Origin of the sequence: Wenyingzhuangia heitensis (assembly GCF_011762155.1) — a bacterium.
GTDB classification, from domain to species: Bacteria; Bacteroidota; Bacteroidia; order Flavobacteriales; family Flavobacteriaceae; genus Wenyingzhuangia; species Wenyingzhuangia heitensis.
In genome coordinates this window covers 234306-250497 of sequence record NZ_JAASQL010000003.1, presented here as the reverse complement: position 1 = coordinate 250497, position 16192 = coordinate 234306, and the positions used below count along the sequence as shown (strand labels likewise).

10 protein-coding genes are annotated in these 16192 nt (G+C 31.1%); 9 read left to right on the top strand and 1 reads right to left on the bottom strand.

The window, feature by feature from the left end; translation table 11 throughout:
• The first annotated feature begins 199 nt into the window (after positions 1–199).
• The 6 genes from FHR24_RS11910 to FHR24_RS15730 all read left to right on the top strand — a co-directional run bounded on the left by FHR24_RS11910 (position 200) and on the right by FHR24_RS15730 (position 8962).
• Positions 200–2293, top strand: a complete 2094-nt coding sequence (locus tag FHR24_RS11910; protein ID WP_167188970.1) for a LamG-like jellyroll fold domain-containing protein — start codon at positions 200–202, stop codon at positions 2291–2293.
• Positions 2294–2446: 153 nt separating this feature from the next.
• Positions 2447–3868, top strand: coding sequence for a glycoside hydrolase family 28 protein (locus FHR24_RS11905; RefSeq protein ID WP_167188967.1), 1422 nt, complete (start codon positions 2447–2449; stop codon positions 3866–3868).
• Between the two features lies 1 nt (position 3869).
• Positions 3870–5405 (top strand): sulfatase-like hydrolase/transferase, encoded by a 1536-nt coding sequence (locus FHR24_RS11900; protein WP_167188964.1) that lies wholly within the window; start codon positions 3870–3872, stop codon positions 5403–5405.
• A gap of 6 nt (positions 5406–5411) precedes the next feature.
• Positions 5412–7385 carry a beta-L-arabinofuranosidase domain-containing protein gene (locus FHR24_RS11895; protein ID WP_167188961.1) on the top strand — a complete coding sequence of 658 codons (1974 nt, stop codon included), beginning with the start codon at positions 5412–5414 and terminating at the stop codon, positions 7383–7385.
• A gap of 71 nt (positions 7386–7456) precedes the next feature.
• Entirely contained in the window at positions 7457–8830 is a 1374-nt protein-coding gene (locus FHR24_RS11890; RefSeq protein WP_167188958.1) for a sulfatase, read from the top strand.
• Positions 8831–8839: 9 nt separating this feature from the next.
• A complete protein-coding gene (locus FHR24_RS15730) occupies positions 8840–8962 on the top strand; it encodes a hypothetical protein (protein ID WP_262886528.1) in 123 nt (40 codons plus the stop codon).
• Positions 8963–9124: 162 nt separating this feature from the next.
• On the opposite strand, the gene FHR24_RS11885 is transcribed toward FHR24_RS15730, so the two are convergent.
• Entirely contained in the window at positions 9125–11557 is a 2433-nt protein-coding gene (locus FHR24_RS11885) for a LamG domain-containing protein (RefSeq protein ID WP_167188956.1), read from the bottom strand.
• A 338-nt stretch (positions 11558–11895) separates the two neighbouring features.
• Here FHR24_RS11885 and FHR24_RS11880 point away from each other — a divergent pair, with 338 nt between their 5' ends.
• The 3 genes from FHR24_RS11880 to FHR24_RS11870 are packed head-to-tail and all read left to right on the top strand — an operon-like array spanning position 11896 to position 16190.
• Positions 11896–13194, top strand: a complete 1299-nt coding sequence (locus FHR24_RS11880) for an MGH1-like glycoside hydrolase domain-containing protein (RefSeq protein WP_167188952.1) — start codon at positions 11896–11898, stop codon at positions 13192–13194.
• A gap of 36 nt (positions 13195–13230) precedes the next feature.
• Complete coding sequence (locus tag FHR24_RS11875) at positions 13231–14748, top strand: alpha-L-fucosidase (RefSeq protein WP_167188949.1); 1518 nt, start codon at positions 13231–13233, stop codon at positions 14746–14748.
• A gap of 5 nt (positions 14749–14753) precedes the next feature.
• Positions 14754–16190 (top strand): sulfatase family protein, encoded by a 1437-nt coding sequence (locus FHR24_RS11870; protein ID WP_208412344.1) that lies wholly within the window; start codon positions 14754–14756, stop codon positions 16188–16190.
• The last annotated feature ends 2 nt before the right edge of the window (positions 16191–16192 follow it).

Genomic DNA, 16192 nt, shown 5'->3' with positions numbered 1-16192 from the left:
ACAAAACTATTGATAGCATTGTTGATTATTTCTAGTATGATTTGATAAAATAAGAATTAAAACATTTAAAAAAAACGCTATCTATTTTTTAGGTAGCGTTTTTTGATTAGCTCAACTAGAGCTAAAGGCAGAATAAAGAATATAGTTTATATTATAAAAACTATTTTTATCTTGTAGAGCTAAAATTGGCTGTTGGTTTATGAAATTTGTAAAGCTTCTATTTTTAATATTTATTTTAAATACAAAATTAGGTGCTCAAAAGTTAGAGCAACCTGTTCCCTTTTATTCGGATGATTTATTTACACTAAGTCAGAATAGCACCAATAATTTAGCTCCTTATGACTCTGATGTTGTAAGAGGAAAAGTAGCAAGGTTTATGTCTCAATCAGACAAAACATTAACTTTAAAAAATAAAAGAGAAAAGGAAATTTCTTTAAGTTTTTGGTTTTTACCCAAAGATTTAGAAATCCATTCAGGAACACTTTTAGGAGAAAATGAGCTTTTTTATTTTAGATACTTATCTAACCGAAAATTTCAGTTCAATCATTATTTAAAAGACAATGTTAATACCGCCAGTATATTAAGTGATAATATTTGGCAACACATTGGTTTTACGTTAAATAGTAGTGGGTATTTAATCATATATTACAACGGCGAAGCAGTTTTAAAAAAACAAATTTCATCAACATGGTGGCAATATCCAGTTTCTGATTTAATTGTAGGGAAAGATAAGTATGGAGTAAATGCAGAAGGTTGTATTGATCGCTTAAAAATTTGGGATACTTGTCTTAATGAGGAGCAGTTTAAAGAAGAGTATCAAGCTACATTGCTACAGGCAAATTTAAGCAACAAACTTCAAGTTTATTTACCCTTAAATGGAAGTTTAAAAGATGTTTCGTCAGCATCTAAAACCGTAGAAAACATCAATCAAGTTCGTTTTATAAACGATCCAGTAAAAGGAGATGTGGCTAATTTTAAAAATAAAGACTCTTATTTAAGAGTTAAAGATGTAAACTTTCAAAACCAAATTACAATAAGTGCTTGGGTAAAAACAAAATATCAAAAAGAAGCTGTTGGAATAGCAGGAAATAAAGATTTTTCTTTTCGATTTCATAGATTAAGACAAAGTTTATGGTTTAACATCCCCATGATGTTTAATACAAAAAGTGCTAAAGCCAAAACAAAATTGAGAGATTGGGTACACACAGCTATCACTATAAATTACAATCATAAAGCTGTTTTTTATATAAACGGGCAGTGTATAGATAGTAAAGCCATTGTGGGAAATACAGGAAAAGAAAATTATTTAGAAATAGGAAAAAGTTTGTGGGAAGATTATTTTACAGGTCAAATGAGTCAGTTTGCATTGTGGAACAAAGTACTAACCCCAAAGGAAATAAGAGATGTTTATGAAGGAAAGCTAGAAGCAGATTTATTACAGCAACAAAAAGCACCAAATTATAGCATAATTTATAGTGTTGGGTTTGTTTTAGCTCTAGGACTTGTTTTGTGGTTTGTTGTGTTTAAAAAATCAAAACGAAAAAGAGCTGAAAAAACAGAGCCTAGTTTGTCTTTAAAAACTGAGTTTTCTAAACAAAACGCTCTCTACTTTTTTGATAAATTTAAAGCCTTTGACAAACAAGGGAATGATGTTTCCTACGAATTTACACCCACTTTAATTAGATTGTTTGTTCTTGTTTTAGTCTTTCCAAAACTTACAAATAGACAAATAAGCTCTAAAGAACTTTCTAATATTTTATGGGAGAATGACAATGCTGCTCAGCAAAAAAACAACAGAGGAACCAATATACACCGTTTAAGAAAGCTGTTAGCTAATTTTGATGAGATTGTTTTAAAGTATGAGAACAGAGAATGGATGTTTGAAATATCCGATCAAGTTTTTATTGATTTGCCATTTTTTTATGAGGAGTCTATAGATAAAATAGTATCCTATCCTTTTAAAAGTTTAGAACTTTGTGATGCTATAAAAATAAATTCCTTTGATAGTATTATTGCACAGTTAAACGATTTTAATTTAGAAAAATTAAAAGAGCAAGGCAAAAAATATATTGAAGAAGAAAATTGGGAACAATTACAAAAAGTAGCAAAACTAAGTTTTAGTATAGATTCTTTAAACGAAGTAGCTTTAGCCTATCAAATAAAATCATTGTTACACTTAGGAAAAAAACAAGATGCATTAAAAGTGTATCAAAATTTCTCAAATCATTACAAATCAGTTCTTAATGATGATTTTAAAACTTCGTTTGATGATTTTTTGACCTCTTTAAAATAGAGAACATATGTTTTTTAGTTAGAATTACCCCTTTTATTACCCTGCTTATTACCCTTATATTTAATCATGTAGCTTTTTATTTGTAGAGAATTAGAAACCTAGGTATCTAAATTTAGACCTAACCTAAAAATGAATCTAACAAACAATTACTATATGAAAATCAAATCAATTCACTTTTTATTTTTACTCGCAACCTTGTTGTTTTCTTGTGCACCAAAAACAATGGTGTGGAATGTAAAAGACTTTGGAGCAAAAGATGATCATAAAACCATAAATACCAAAGCAATTCAAAAAGCAATTGATGAATGTACTTTAAAAGGAGGAGGAACAGTACTTGTAGATGGAGCTGTGTTTGTGTCTGGAACTTTACTACTAAAAGATAATGTAGATTTAAAAATAACCGAAAATACAACTTTATTAGGGAGTATCAACCCAAACGATTATCCAATTGTAGAGCCATTTATTGATGCGACAGGTCAGTTTAGAGGGCAATGTTTTATTGGAGCTATAGATGTTAAAAATATCTCTATTAGTGGAAAAGGAACTATAGATGGTCATGGAAAAATGTTGTCTCCTAAAAAAGTAAAAGAAACATTAAAAAGATTAGGATTAACAGAGGTGAAGCCAGATTTATCAGGGCTAATATCTAAAACGAATAATTACGTTAACAATAACATTCGTTTGTCTAACAGGCCTTTTTTGGTAAGAATGGTTAGATCACAAAATGTAAAATTAAAAGACATTCATTTACGTCAACCCGCAGCTTGGACTTTACACTTTTTAGAATGCAATAATTTTGAGGTTGATGGTATTTCTATTTACAGCCATGCTAACAGAAATAACGATGCTATTGATATAGATTCAAGTACCAACGGAGTTGTTAAAAACTGTGATATAGATTCTGGTGACGATGCCATTTGTTTTAAATCTACTAGTCCAAAACCAACAAATAATATAGAAGTTTTTGATTGTAAAATAAAGAGCGAATGGGGAGCTATTAAGTTTGGTACAGAATCTATGGGAGATTTTAAAAACATTACCGTTAGAGATTGTTACGTATACGATACCCGAGGTGGTGGAATTAAAATTTTAAGTGCAGATGGTGCCAACGTAGAAAATATTCTAATAGAAAACATTACAATGGAAAACGTGGAAATGCCCATTTTTATTCGTTTGTGCGAACGTAGATTGGTGTACAGAAATGCAGAAAGAAAACCAGTAGGAAGTATTAATAATGTTGTGATTAAAAATATTACTGCCAAAGTTTCAGATAACAAAGAGTTAAGAATGAATCCAACAACAGGGTTTTATTTTTCAGGAACCCCCAATCATAAATTAGGTAAAATAACCATAGAAAATGTAAATGTAAGTTTGCCTGGAGGCGGAACTGAAAAAGATACAAAAATTGTAGTTCCAGAAAATGAAGAACAATATCCAGAATTTACAAAATTAGGAGCCACACCAGCCTACGGATTGTATGCTAGACATATAGAAAAATTAGAAACCAACAATATTTCTTTCACATTGCGCAATCAAGATGTGCGAAAAGAAGTTGTAAAAATAAATGTAAACTAACATGAGAAAATTATTTAAAATAATTGTGTTGATGCTTGTTGTATCACTACAAATTACCGCTCAAAACAAGTCTAAAAAACCCAATGTATTATTAATTTATACAGATGATCACAGGTATTCTGGAATACACGCTTTGGCAGGTCAAGACGTAAAAACTCCAAACATAGATAAATTAGCAAACGAGGGACTAATTTTTACCAACACCTATTTAATGGGGGCTTATACAGGTGCTACTTGTATGCCAAGTAGAGCACAATTACTTACCGGTAGAAAAATGTTTGATCTAAATGGTATAGGAAGTGTAATTCCTAAAGAGCAAGTAGCCATAGGAGAAACTTTTTTAAAAGAAGGGTACAACTCTCATATTGTTGGAAAATGGCACCAAGACAACCAATCTTTAGGAAGAATGTTTAATAGTGGTGCTACCATTATGAGTAGAGGTATTTATTTAACAGATCATTACAGAATGCCTTGTTGGGATTGGAGAGCAGATGGAAAGTATGCTAAAAAAGATGCCTATATTTATGTGTATGATAAAAAGGGGAATGTGGTCAAACGATCTGTAGATCCTAAAGAAAAAAAAGGACCTATCAATACAGAAAAAGATGGACCTCATACTTCAGAAATATATGCAAGTCAAGCCATAGATTATATCCAAAAAAACAAACAAGAAAAACCTTTTTTTATGTATTTGGCTTTTCATGCCCCACATGATCCTCGTCAAGCACCTAAAAAATATAAGGATATGTACCCTGAAAAGAAAATAAAGTTGTTGCCATCGTATATGCCACAGCATCCTTTTGATAACGGACATTTATTTCTTAGAGATGAGGCACTAGCACCTTGGCCTAGAACTCCAAAAGTTGCTCAAAAGGAATTGTCAGATTATTATGCAATTATTACACATTTAGATGCTCAAATAGGTAAAGTAATCAAATCTTTAAAAAAAACAGGACAGTATGAAAACACCATTATTGTTTTGTCTGGAGATAGTGGATTAGCTGTAGGAAATCACGGTTTAATGGGAAAACAAAACGTATATGATGAAGATGGAGTTCACGTACCATTTATCATTTCAGGAAAAATTAAAGGAAACGGAAAAAGGATAGATGCATTTAGTTATATCCATGATATTTATCCAACAATTTGTGATGTTGCAGATATTAAAATTCCAGCTTCTGTAACCGGAAAAAGTTTAAAACCTGTGATTGATGGTGAAAAAACACAAGTAAGAGATTATACCTACCATGCTTATAGACAACATCAAAGAGCTTTTAGAAAAGGAGATTATAAATTAATAGAATTTGTAAGAGCTCCAGATTCTCATAAAAAACAAGGAGATTTTGTAGCAGGTAGTAGAGTTACATTGTTATTCAATTTTAAAAAAGATCCTTGGGAAACTACCAACTTGGCTTTTTTACCAGAATACAAAGAGGTGCTAGAAAGTATGCAAAAAGAAATGCGTAAAAAAGCAATAGAACTAAATGACTATAAGGAGCATAATAACTATCCTGTAGATTTTTGGGATTACTACTAAACCAATATGAAAAAAATACAATTTTATATTTCTTTTGTAATATGCTGTTTGTTGTTTCAAAACAGCAAAGCACAAACATATTACGGAAAAAGTAAAGAGGTTGCTCTAACTCAAATTCACCCTAAAGGATGGATAAAAGAATTTTTAAAAAGACAAGCAAACGGATTGGGAGGAAATCCTACGGTTTCAGGATATCCATTCAATACCAATATGTGGATGGAAGATATTCACATTCCTGTAGGGCATGCGGGTAAAGATTTGTGGCCTTATGAACAAACCGCTTATTTTTTAGACGGTTCTTTGCGTGCAGGTTATTTACTAGGTAATAAGGATTTGGTGAGTTATGCACAGAAAAATTTTGCATATACATTAAATAACGTTCAGGAGCATGGTGTTTTAGGACAGCCTAAAGCTGATGATTGGGCAAGAGTGGTTTATTTCCGAGGAATGATGGCAGAATATGATGTAACTAAAAATCAAGAAATCATTTCTAAAATGTCAAAACATTTTCTTGAAAAACCTCGCTTATTTAATAACGGACGTGGGTTAATGAGTTTAGAACCTATTTTGTGGTTATATGACAAAACAGGAAATAAAAAACTATTAGAATTGGCTAAAAGCAGTCTGCACAATATAAGGAACACAAGTTTAGGGGGTGAGTACAAAAAGAATAAACTAGATAATGAACACTCTTCTAGAGTATTAGGTAGAATGCTCTCTGATGAAATACCTAAAGGACATGGTGTTGGTTTTACAGAACAAGTAAAATTACCTGCTATTTTATATTTATATACTGGAGAAAAAAGATATTTAGATGCCACTTTAAATGCAATTAATAAATTAGAAAAAAATCATTTTTTGGTAGATGGAGTGCAAAGTTCTGTAGAGCATTTAGCAGGTAAGTCTGTAGACATGGCTCATGAAACTTGTGATATTGTTGATTTAGTTTGGAGTGTAGGTTATGTGTTAATGGCAACTAATAATGGACATTGGGGAGATGTAATAGAGCGTGCCGTTTTTAATGCTGGTTTAGGGGCTTTGGACAAAGAATTTAAAGCACATCAATATTATTCAGCACCCAACCAACCTGTGGCAGCAGAAGAAACCAACCAATTTAACATGGATAAAAAATGGGGAGGCATGGCACAAGGTAGAATGTGCTATAGAACGGGACACGATACAGAATGTTGTACCGGAAACATCCAACGTATGATACCTGCTTATGTAGGTAGAATGTGGTTAAAGAATACTAAAAATGATGGTGTTATTGCAGCATTATATGGAGCTTCAAGTTTTATGTTTCTAAAAGACAAACAAGAGATTAAAATCCATCAAGAAACAAAGTATCCTTTTGAAGATCAAATTAATTTTGAATTTGAGTTAAAAGAAAAAAATAAGTTTTCTTTCACAGTGCGTATTCCCGCTTGGTGTATAAATCCTGAAATAAATATTAATGGGAAAAAACTAAAAAAGTTTAGAAAGGTAAATGGAATGGTTACTATTTACAGAATGTTTAAAAATAGAGATACTATTGTTTTAAAACTTCCTATGGAAACCAAAATAACAACTTGGGGAGAGTATAATAAAGGGTTTGCAATAGAAAGAGGTCCTTTGGTTTACGCATTACCTGTTCAAAATAAAACCATCACATTTCCATATATAGGAGATCCTAAGTTAGTTAATTTTCCTAATAAATTAATGTATCCAACTTCTGATTGGAGTTATGCTTTAGATGCTAAAAGTATTAAAGATCTTACCGTAAATAAGTATACAACTGAACAATATCCTTGGGATTTAGCACATACACCATTGCGTATTAATGTGCCAGTAAAAAAAGTATTGAACTGGAATATTAACGGGACTAAACATTTAGGAGTGTTTCCAAAAGAATTAGAGTTTTCTAAAGAGAGAAAAATGGTAGAATTGGTTCCGTTAGGAGCTACTTATCTAAGAATGACATTGTTTCCAAAAGTCAAATAATAAATACACATAAAATGAAAACAAGACTGATTTTTTTATTTTTTGTATGCCTGTCTTTCACTACATATGAGATGAAAGCACAGCAAAAACAACCCAACATACTATTTATAGCGATAGATGATTTAAGACCACAATTAAATGCTTATGGCTTAAACCATATGATTACTCCAAATTTAGATGCTTTAGCGGCAAAAGGGCGATTGTTTAAAAATCATTTTGCTCAAGTACCCACTTGTGGTCCATCTAGAGCTGTAATGTTAACAGGACAAAATTTAAAATCTAAAAAAGAAATTTATCATCCTTATTTAGGAAATAAATTAGCCAATCAACCTGAAACAGAAAATCCTGAAACGTTTATTCATCATTTAAAGCAAAATGGATATTATACTGTGGGTATGGGAAAAATAAGTCATAGTATTAGTGGTAAACGAAAAAAAGCGTATGAATTACCTTATAGCTGGGATACTTTTATTAGTAACAAAGACGGTTATCAAATGTATGCTAGTGGAGCAAAAAGAAACAAAAAAGTAACACCTCCGTTTGAAATGTTAAAGGTAAGCGATGAAACTTATCCTGATGGTAGACTGGCACAACTAGCCATAAAAGAATTGGAAAAAAGAGCAACGTCTGACAAACCTTTTTTTATGGCCGTTGGTTTTTTAAGACCTCACCTTCCTTTTTCAGCTCCTAAAAAATATTGGGATTTGTACAATAGAAAGGAGATTCCATTATCACCAAATCCGGATGCTCCAAAAGATGTTGCAGATGAATTTTTACATCCCAGTAGTGAGTTTTTTGGGCAGTATTACTCACCAGAAAAAGGTGGTGTTAGAAAACGTATTTCAGATGCGTATGCTAAAAAAGTAATTCATGCCAATTTTGCTTCTGTTAGTTATGTAGACGCTCAGGTAGGTAAAGTATTAAATAAGTTAAAAGAATTAGGCTTAGATAAAAATACAATTGTTGTTGTTTGGGGAGACCATGGTTGGCATTTAGGAGATCAAACAATTTGGGGGAAACACAGTGCTTTTGAAAACGCATTAAAAAGTACCATGATTGTAAAAACTCATAAGATGAAAAAAGCAGGAAAGGCTACAGAAAGTTTAATAGCTACTGTAGATGTTTATCCAACTATTTGTGAATTAGCAGGAGTTTCAAAACCTGTAGGATTGGATGGTAAAAGTTTTGTTTCTATACTAAACAATCCGAAGAAAAAAACTAGAGATGCCGTTTTAAGTTATTGGAGAGATGTTGTTAGTTTAAGAACAGATAGATACAGGTTCGCTGTTTATAACGATGGAAAAAGTCAGGAAATGATGTTGTTTGATCATCAGAAAGATCCAAATGAAACAGAAAATATAGCCACAAAACACCCTGAAGTTATAACTAATCTATTGCCTTTGTTAAAAAAGATGAATAAAGGATATTTGCCTGATTTAAAATAATTAAAAAAGATGAAAAAAATAATTGGTTTAATATTAATCACACTCTCTGTAAGTGTGTTTGGACAGCAAATTGTGGAAAATGCTTTAGTAGTAACAAAAGGAAAAATGTTGTTTTCATGTGATCATTACTAAAAAAGAAGATATACTCCAATGTAAAGTAGATAATATGATAGTGCAATTAAAATCGGAAGGAATTAATCATTTAGAATTAAACAAATTTGGACCTACAATTACAGGAGTAGATATTTTGTTTGACAACCTTAAAATATGGGAAGCAGAATAGAATAGTTGCTGCTATTCCCATAAATAATCTATGTCTTTTTGTAAAAAGTCGTTTAATGTATAGCTAAAAGGGATTGCGTTGGTTGCCTCGTATTTCTCACAAAAAGTATCAAAAAGAAAGATAACTTTATTTTTACTTCCTAGTTTAGATAAACAATGTAATTGGTAATATAGTGCTTGTATGTTTAGTTCGTCTATTAGCTGTATATAGTTGGTTATTTCTATTACTTTAGAATCCTTTTTGTACTTAAACTCTTCCTTTGCATATAGGATTAAAAGGTCTAAGAGATCAAAATTTAAATTAGATTTTTCTTTTAATAACCAATCGGTTTTGGCATCTGTTAAAAACTCTCCTTTTTTTACAATATCAAATAAAAGGGGATAGTTTGTTTTTTTAGATTTTATAAAATCTAATACCCATTCATAATCTACAAAAATGTGCTTTTCTAAGTTAACCTTCCATAATTTATTTTCATAAACAACAGTAATTCCTTTTGCATCTTTCAGTGTTTTTTTTAAAACATTAAAAGAAACTCCTCTGTTGTTAGCAGCTTTAGAAGGGGGGAAGCCTTCCCATAAAATATCGGTAAGTTCACGAGTGCTAATTCCTTTATTATTTTTTAAGGTTCGTAATAAAATCAATAAAAATAATTCTTTTATTTTAGGAGAAAAACGATCAGATAAGTCAACTCCGTTAGCCACTAATAACCTAAAATGACCAAATAAGTATATGGTGTTTTCTTTTTGAGGTTCACTTTTTCTTAGGGGAATCTCAATAATAGAGTTGTTTTTTTTACGTTTAAAATACATCCAAATAAAACCAGAAAATAGTAGTACAAAAATTGGGATTAAAAATAAATAGCGATGGGTTTCTTTTGTGGTTTTTAAAATGGTTATAGCATTACTATTTAACCATTTTATTTCGTTAGGACTTAGTGTTCTGTTCCATATATGTAAGTTGTCTACATATCCTGTAAAGTAGTTTTGTTGTTTTATGCTGTGCCCTAATAAAAGGTGAGAGGTACCAATATAAGAGGCATGATTGTTAGAAGAACCGATGAGCTCACCATTTAAATAAATACTTTGGGTTTGCGTATAAATATTATAAGTAACGACCAGTTTATGCCATTCGTTGGGTTCTACATAATAATCAAGTTTGGTGTCGTTTGTATAAAATCCAAAAGTTAGTTTTCCGTGCAATAAATTGATGTGCAATCCTTTTCTAAAACCTTCTTCATTACTTCCTAAAATAGCGTAATTATGATGTGTCGCAACAGGACTGTATTTAAAATCTATAGCCATAGAAAAGCTAGAATTTACAATATCATAATTGTCTGATGTATTTAATTGAATTACGTTCTGTTTTTCAATTTTCAGAACACTTCCTTTGTTTTTGTCATTTACATATAGAGGAGTGTTTTGTGCTAGTTTTTCTTTTTTTATTTGATTTTCTAAGTTATTGTCAAACTTATAAAACCCAGTTAATCCATTTGAAATGTCTAGTTTTTTAGACTTAAAAACAATGTTTTTATTAAGTTCTGTTTTAGATATGGTTAGGGTATTGGGATTAAATTCAATACCTTCTTTTAAGGGGTGTAGTATAAATTTACCTCCCCTATAATAAGGGAAATTAAAATACCCACCTGTTAAAGATTTTTTATGATGTATCCAATTTAATTCATTTACAATACTATTTTCATCAATCACTTTCCCTTTAATATAAGGAGTTTCATTTAATAACTTGGTTAAAAAATAAATGGTTGATGCATGCTTTTGGTGAGAGTAAAAAATAAAATTAGGATGTTTTCCTGTAATTTTCCATTTACTCATTAAGTACCGAATAGCAAATGGATTTGCACTAATACTATTCCAATCTTTAGGGGTGTTTTTGGTAGCTAATTCTTTAGTAGTAAAACGCGTAATTTTTAAAAATTCATTGTTTAATCCAATAGCGGTTGCTTTATTTTTTATAAAATCAGAAAGGTTAAGAATATGGTTTGTTGAATTGTTAAGAAAAGTAGTTTTACCAGTGGTTTCTTTAAAAATAAGAAGCTGTTTTTTGTTTCGTAAAATATCCGCTACAGACGGCCATCTTTCTCCTTTGGGTTGGTAAAAAACAAGATTTAATAATCCCGATTTTTTTAGATAGTATTCTACTATAGAATCATCTCCGTTAAATTTTAAAAACAAAGGAAATGTTTCTGTTTTGTCTTGCTTTAATTTTGTTTTTAAGAGTGTTAAAAAATTAGAAAAAAGAAAATCTCCGTTCTTAAGTTTTAAGGTTAGTAAAGAATCTTTTTGAATTAATTCAATAGACATTCCAAAGTTTTCATGGGTGTGTTTGTTTTTAAAAATAGCTTCAACACTTTCTGAATCAGAAAATTCGGCAATAGCAAAAGATTGATCGCTTATGCTTTGTCCAAAAATATTGATTGTAAAACACAAAAAAATGAGCTTTAGAAAAGTAGGTGTAAAGTTGATGTTACTTTTTGAGTGCATAAAACAAATTAAATTCTATAGAGACTATAAAGTATCAAACTTAATCAAAAGCAATAAAAATTAATAGATTTATTACTTAAAATACAAACACAAAAGATTTTTTTATGGAAGAAAACCTTAATGTTAATATTTTTTTCAAAAAATTTAATGTGTTGTTTTGTAGTATTTTATGTTTTTAATTAAGTGGTTGGTTAAGTAGTTGTTAAGCTGTTTTATAATTTTTTATTAAGTTGCTTTTAAGACAGGCATCTTTACTTTTATCTCATGATTGTAAAAAAATGACGATGAATATTATAAAAACGGTCTTGGTTTTCTTTATTGCGATTAACTTAACGGCTCAAAAAAAATACATAGCCCCAAAGGATGTCGCGTTTAATTCAAATTCTATTGTTTTAAAAACAAGGTTACGAGAATTAAATAACAATATTAGTAAACACGGTATTCTTTTAGATACGCTGTACACGCACAAAAAATTATTAACGGGATATAGTTATATGCAGTTTTACGATTGGGACTTATATTTTGAAAATATTTACATGTCTTATTACGGAGTCTCAAAATATAACTTTGATAATTTAGAAGGGTTTTTTGCGGTACAAGATCCAGATGGATTTATAAAACGCTCTTTTGGACCCAAAAACTTTGGAAACACACACCATTTTAAACCATTTGTGGCACAAATTGTTTTGTTAGGTTCTAGGCAAGTTGGTAATTTTAAGTGGGCAGAAAAAAATTATCATCAAATTCAACTGTATTTAAAACATTGGTTTGAGTATGACACAGACAATAACGGATTGGCTTATTGGTCTGGAATCCAAAAAGGGAGTTGGTCTGGTGCTGCAGATCATAGCGGTATGGACAACCAAAACACAAGAACTCTAGGAAAAAGTGAAGGTGTAGATTTAAATTGCTATTTGGTAAGAGAGCTAGAGGCAATTGCAATTATTGCTGATGAAATTGGTAAAACAAAAGAAGCCAAAGCTTATCGTTTGCATGCCGGTAAACTAAAAAAAATGATCAATAAATACCTTTGGGATGATAGTACTGGTTTTTATTACGATAGAAACGAAGAGAATGGTGAAACTACGTTTGTAAAATCAGTTTCTGGATTTACGCCTATATGGGCTGGAATTGCATCAAAAAATCAAGTAAAAAGAATGGTAGAAGAGCATTTAAAAAATCCTAAAGAGTTTTGGACAACATATCCAATACCTAGTTATGCTTTAACAGAACCAGATTATCGTCAAAATTATCAAGGACAAAAAGGATGTAATTGGAAAGGGTCTACGTGGATTCCTACAAATTATATGATTTGTCATGGTTTGTTAGATTATGGCTATACATCTCTAGCAAAACAAATTGCCTTAAAAACTTACAATATGGTCCTGGGAAATAAAGCAACTAGAGAATTTTTTAATGCAGAAACAGGAGAAGGTTTAGGGATGAATCCGTTTTTTGGATGGTCATCTCTGGCTTATATTCTTCCTTTAGAATTAGAACTAAATTACAACCCTACAGATTTAAAAGAGAAAAAAATAAGCCCTTTGGTAAAAAATAAAATGGGGATTAAATTTTATGAATAAAAAGAAAAAACACGAACTATAAAACGATAACATCTAATGAAATACAAAATTATAGGATTTCTAATTGCAGTAACAGCAACAGTATCGCTATCAAACGCACAAGAAAATTTTAAACCAAATTGGCAAAGTTTAAATAAACACAATCCCGCTCCAGATTGGTTTTCAGATGCTAAGCTAGGTGTATATTTTCATTGGGGAGTTTACAACGTGCCGGCAAATGGTAACGAATGGTATGGTCGTTTTATGTATGACAAAAACCGTAGAAAAAATTGGGGAAAAGATATTTACGATTATCATACAAAAACTTATGGTAGAGAAAAACAATACCATGATTTTATTCCTGAATGGAAAGGGGAACAATTTAGTGCGAAAGAATGGGTTGATAAATTTGAACATATGGGAGCTAAATTTATTGGAACCATTGCAGAACATCACGATGGCTTTTCTCTTTGGGAAAGTAAAGTAAACCCTTGGAACTCTAAAGATATGGGGCCAAAAATTGATGTGGTGAAAGAAATTGCTACAGAGGTTAAAAAACGCGATTTAAAATTTATGACTACGTTTCATCATGGTTTTCACATGCTATTTTTTCCTAAAAAAGAAAATTCAGTGTTACGTCCAGTCTCAGAACATATTGCGGTTTATAAAGACCTAGAATATCCTCAAGGTGGTAAATATAATATTTTGTACGGAAACACTTCTTATAAAGAAGAATGTGATATTTGGTTGGAAAAATTAAATGAAGTCATTGCTGAATATTGTCCAGATTATATTTGGATGGATTTTGCACAAGGTTATGTTGATGAAAATTATAGACAACAATTTTTAGCAAACTATTTTAACAAAGCTGCAGCTTTAAACAAAGAGGTTGTTGTAAATACCAAAGGAGATTTTTTTCCTACGGATTTGGCTATCGTTAATTTAGAAAGAGCAACTATGGAAGATATTACTCCATTTGTATGGGTAACAGATTTTCAGTTAGGAAGTTCTTGGGGATACAATAAAGACAAAAGAACCGCAATCAATCCGAAAAAAGCCATTCGAATTTTAGCAGAAGTGGTAAGTAAAAATGGAGTTATGATTTTAGCAGCAGCTCCAATGGCAGAAGGAATTATTCCTGAAGAGCAAGTGGCAGCTATGGAGGGAATTGGAAACTGGTTAGGAGCATATGGAGAAGCCATATACAACACACGTCCGTTTGTAGAATTCGGACAGGGTCCAACAAAATTGGTAAGAAACCCTAATGATGATTGGAATGCTTACGGAGCAATTAAAGCTGGTCTTCAGGATTTAAATGATCAAGATATTCGATATACAAAAAATGGAAATACAGTGTATGCAATTCAATTAGGATGGCCAGGTTCTAAAAAAGAAATCACGCTAAATACTTTTGCGGGAAAAGCCAAAGATTTAAAAATTAAATCGGTTAAAGTTTTAGGAAGTAGAGAACGTATCCAATGGAAAAAAACGAGTACAGGACTCCAAGTTACTTCTCCTAAAAAAATGCCTAAATATGGTGAAGCTGCAATTGTTTATAAAATCATTTTAAAATAGAAATAATGAAGAATTATATAAAAAAGGGAATTAAATCGATAGCTTTTATTGTTTTAGCCATTGGTTTTGGACAGAGAATGCAATCACAACAAAAAAATGTAATTGTTATTTTTACAGATGATCAAGGATATGAAGATCTAAGCTGCTTTGGTTCAAACAAAGTAAAAACACCCAATATTGACCAAATGGCTAAGGAAGGGATGAAACTGACAAGTTTTTATGTTGCTTCTTCTGTTTGTTCTCCTTCTAGAGCGGCTTTGTTAACAGGTAGAATGCCTAAACGTGTAGGGATTCCAGGAGTGTTATTTCCTAAAAAAAATGAAAAAGGACTTTCTCCAAAAGAAATTACCATTGCAGAATTGTTAAAAGAAAAAAACTATGCAACGGCATTGGTTGGGAAATGGCATTTGGGTCATGCTAAAAAATATTTGCCACTCAATCAGGGGTTTGACTCTTATTACGGAATTCCGTACAGCAATAATATGTCTATTGCATCCGGAATTGATATTTCGCCAAACGTGGTGCTAAATGATGGATATACCTTAGAAATGATGCAGTCAGATATTCAAAAAGTAGACAGCGGAGATAAAAAATATAAGAATGAATTAAAAGACAAAGCTCCTTTGTTAAGAAATAATGAAATTGTTGAATATCCTACAAATCAAACCACTTTAACAGAGCGTTATACCAAAGAAGCTGTTTCGTTTATCAAAAAAAATAAAGAGAAACCATTCTTCTTATACTTCGCACATTCTTTTCCACATGTTCCTATTTTTGTAGGTGATAAATTTAAAGGAATTAGCGGGTCTACACCTTATTACGATGCAATTGCAGAAATTGATTGGAGTGTTGGAGAGGTTTTTAAAGCTTTAAAAGAAAACGGCTTAGATAAAAACACATTGGTCATTTTTACTTCTGATAACGGACCCAACAGTCATGGTTCTGCAAAACCTTTAAAAGGAAGAAAATTTGAAACATACGAAGGTGGTCAACGTGTCCCTGCTATTTTTTGGGCTCCCAAAGAAATTAAAGCAAATCTTGTAAGTGATGAAATAGTTTCTTCATTGGATGTTTTTCCAACCATAGCAAATTATACAGGAATAACAATACCCAACGATCGTATTTATGATGGCTATGATCTTACTGATTTTATAAAATCAAAAGACAAAAAATCTCCAAGAAAAGAAATGTATTTCTACGGATCTAACTCCACAAAAATTGATGGAATTCGACAAGGAGATTGGAAATATTTAATAAAAGGATACAGAAAAGCACGCTGGTACAAACCCAAAGGAGATGACTTAGTCGATAAACTTTTTAATTTAAATGAAGATATTTCAGAGTCAAAAAACTTGATGGATAAGAATCCCGAAAAAGCACAAGAATTGATTTCTAAAATGGAAAATTTTGATAGTACGATTCCTGTAATTAAAAACAAATAACA

Bases quoted from the DNA above. Each gene is read 5' to 3' on its own strand.
- FHR24_RS11910 (WP_167188970.1), top strand. From the start codon at position 200: ATGAAATTTGTAAAGCTTCTATTTTTAATATTTATTTTAAATACAAAA.
- FHR24_RS11905 (WP_167188967.1), top strand. From the start codon at position 2,447: ATGAAAATCAAATCAATTCACTTTTTATTTTTACTCGCAACCTTGTTG.
- FHR24_RS11900 (WP_167188964.1), top strand. From the start codon at position 3,870: ATGAGAAAATTATTTAAAATAATTGTGTTGATGCTTGTTGTATCACTA.
- FHR24_RS11895 (WP_167188961.1), top strand. From the start codon at position 5,412: ATGAAAAAAATACAATTTTATATTTCTTTTGTAATATGCTGTTTGTTG.
- FHR24_RS11890 (WP_167188958.1), top strand. From the start codon at position 7,457: ATGAAAGCACAGCAAAAACAACCCAACATACTATTTATAGCGATAGAT.
- FHR24_RS15730 (WP_262886528.1), top strand. From the start codon at position 8,840: ATGAAAAAAATAATTGGTTTAATATTAATCACACTCTCTGTAAGTGTG.
- FHR24_RS11880 (WP_167188952.1), top strand. From the start codon at position 11,896: ATGAATATTATAAAAACGGTCTTGGTTTTCTTTATTGCGATTAACTTA.
- FHR24_RS11875 (WP_167188949.1), top strand. From the start codon at position 13,231: ATGAAATACAAAATTATAGGATTTCTAATTGCAGTAACAGCAACAGTA.
- FHR24_RS11870 (WP_208412344.1), top strand. From the start codon at position 14,754: ATGAAGAATTATATAAAAAAGGGAATTAAATCGATAGCTTTTATTGTT.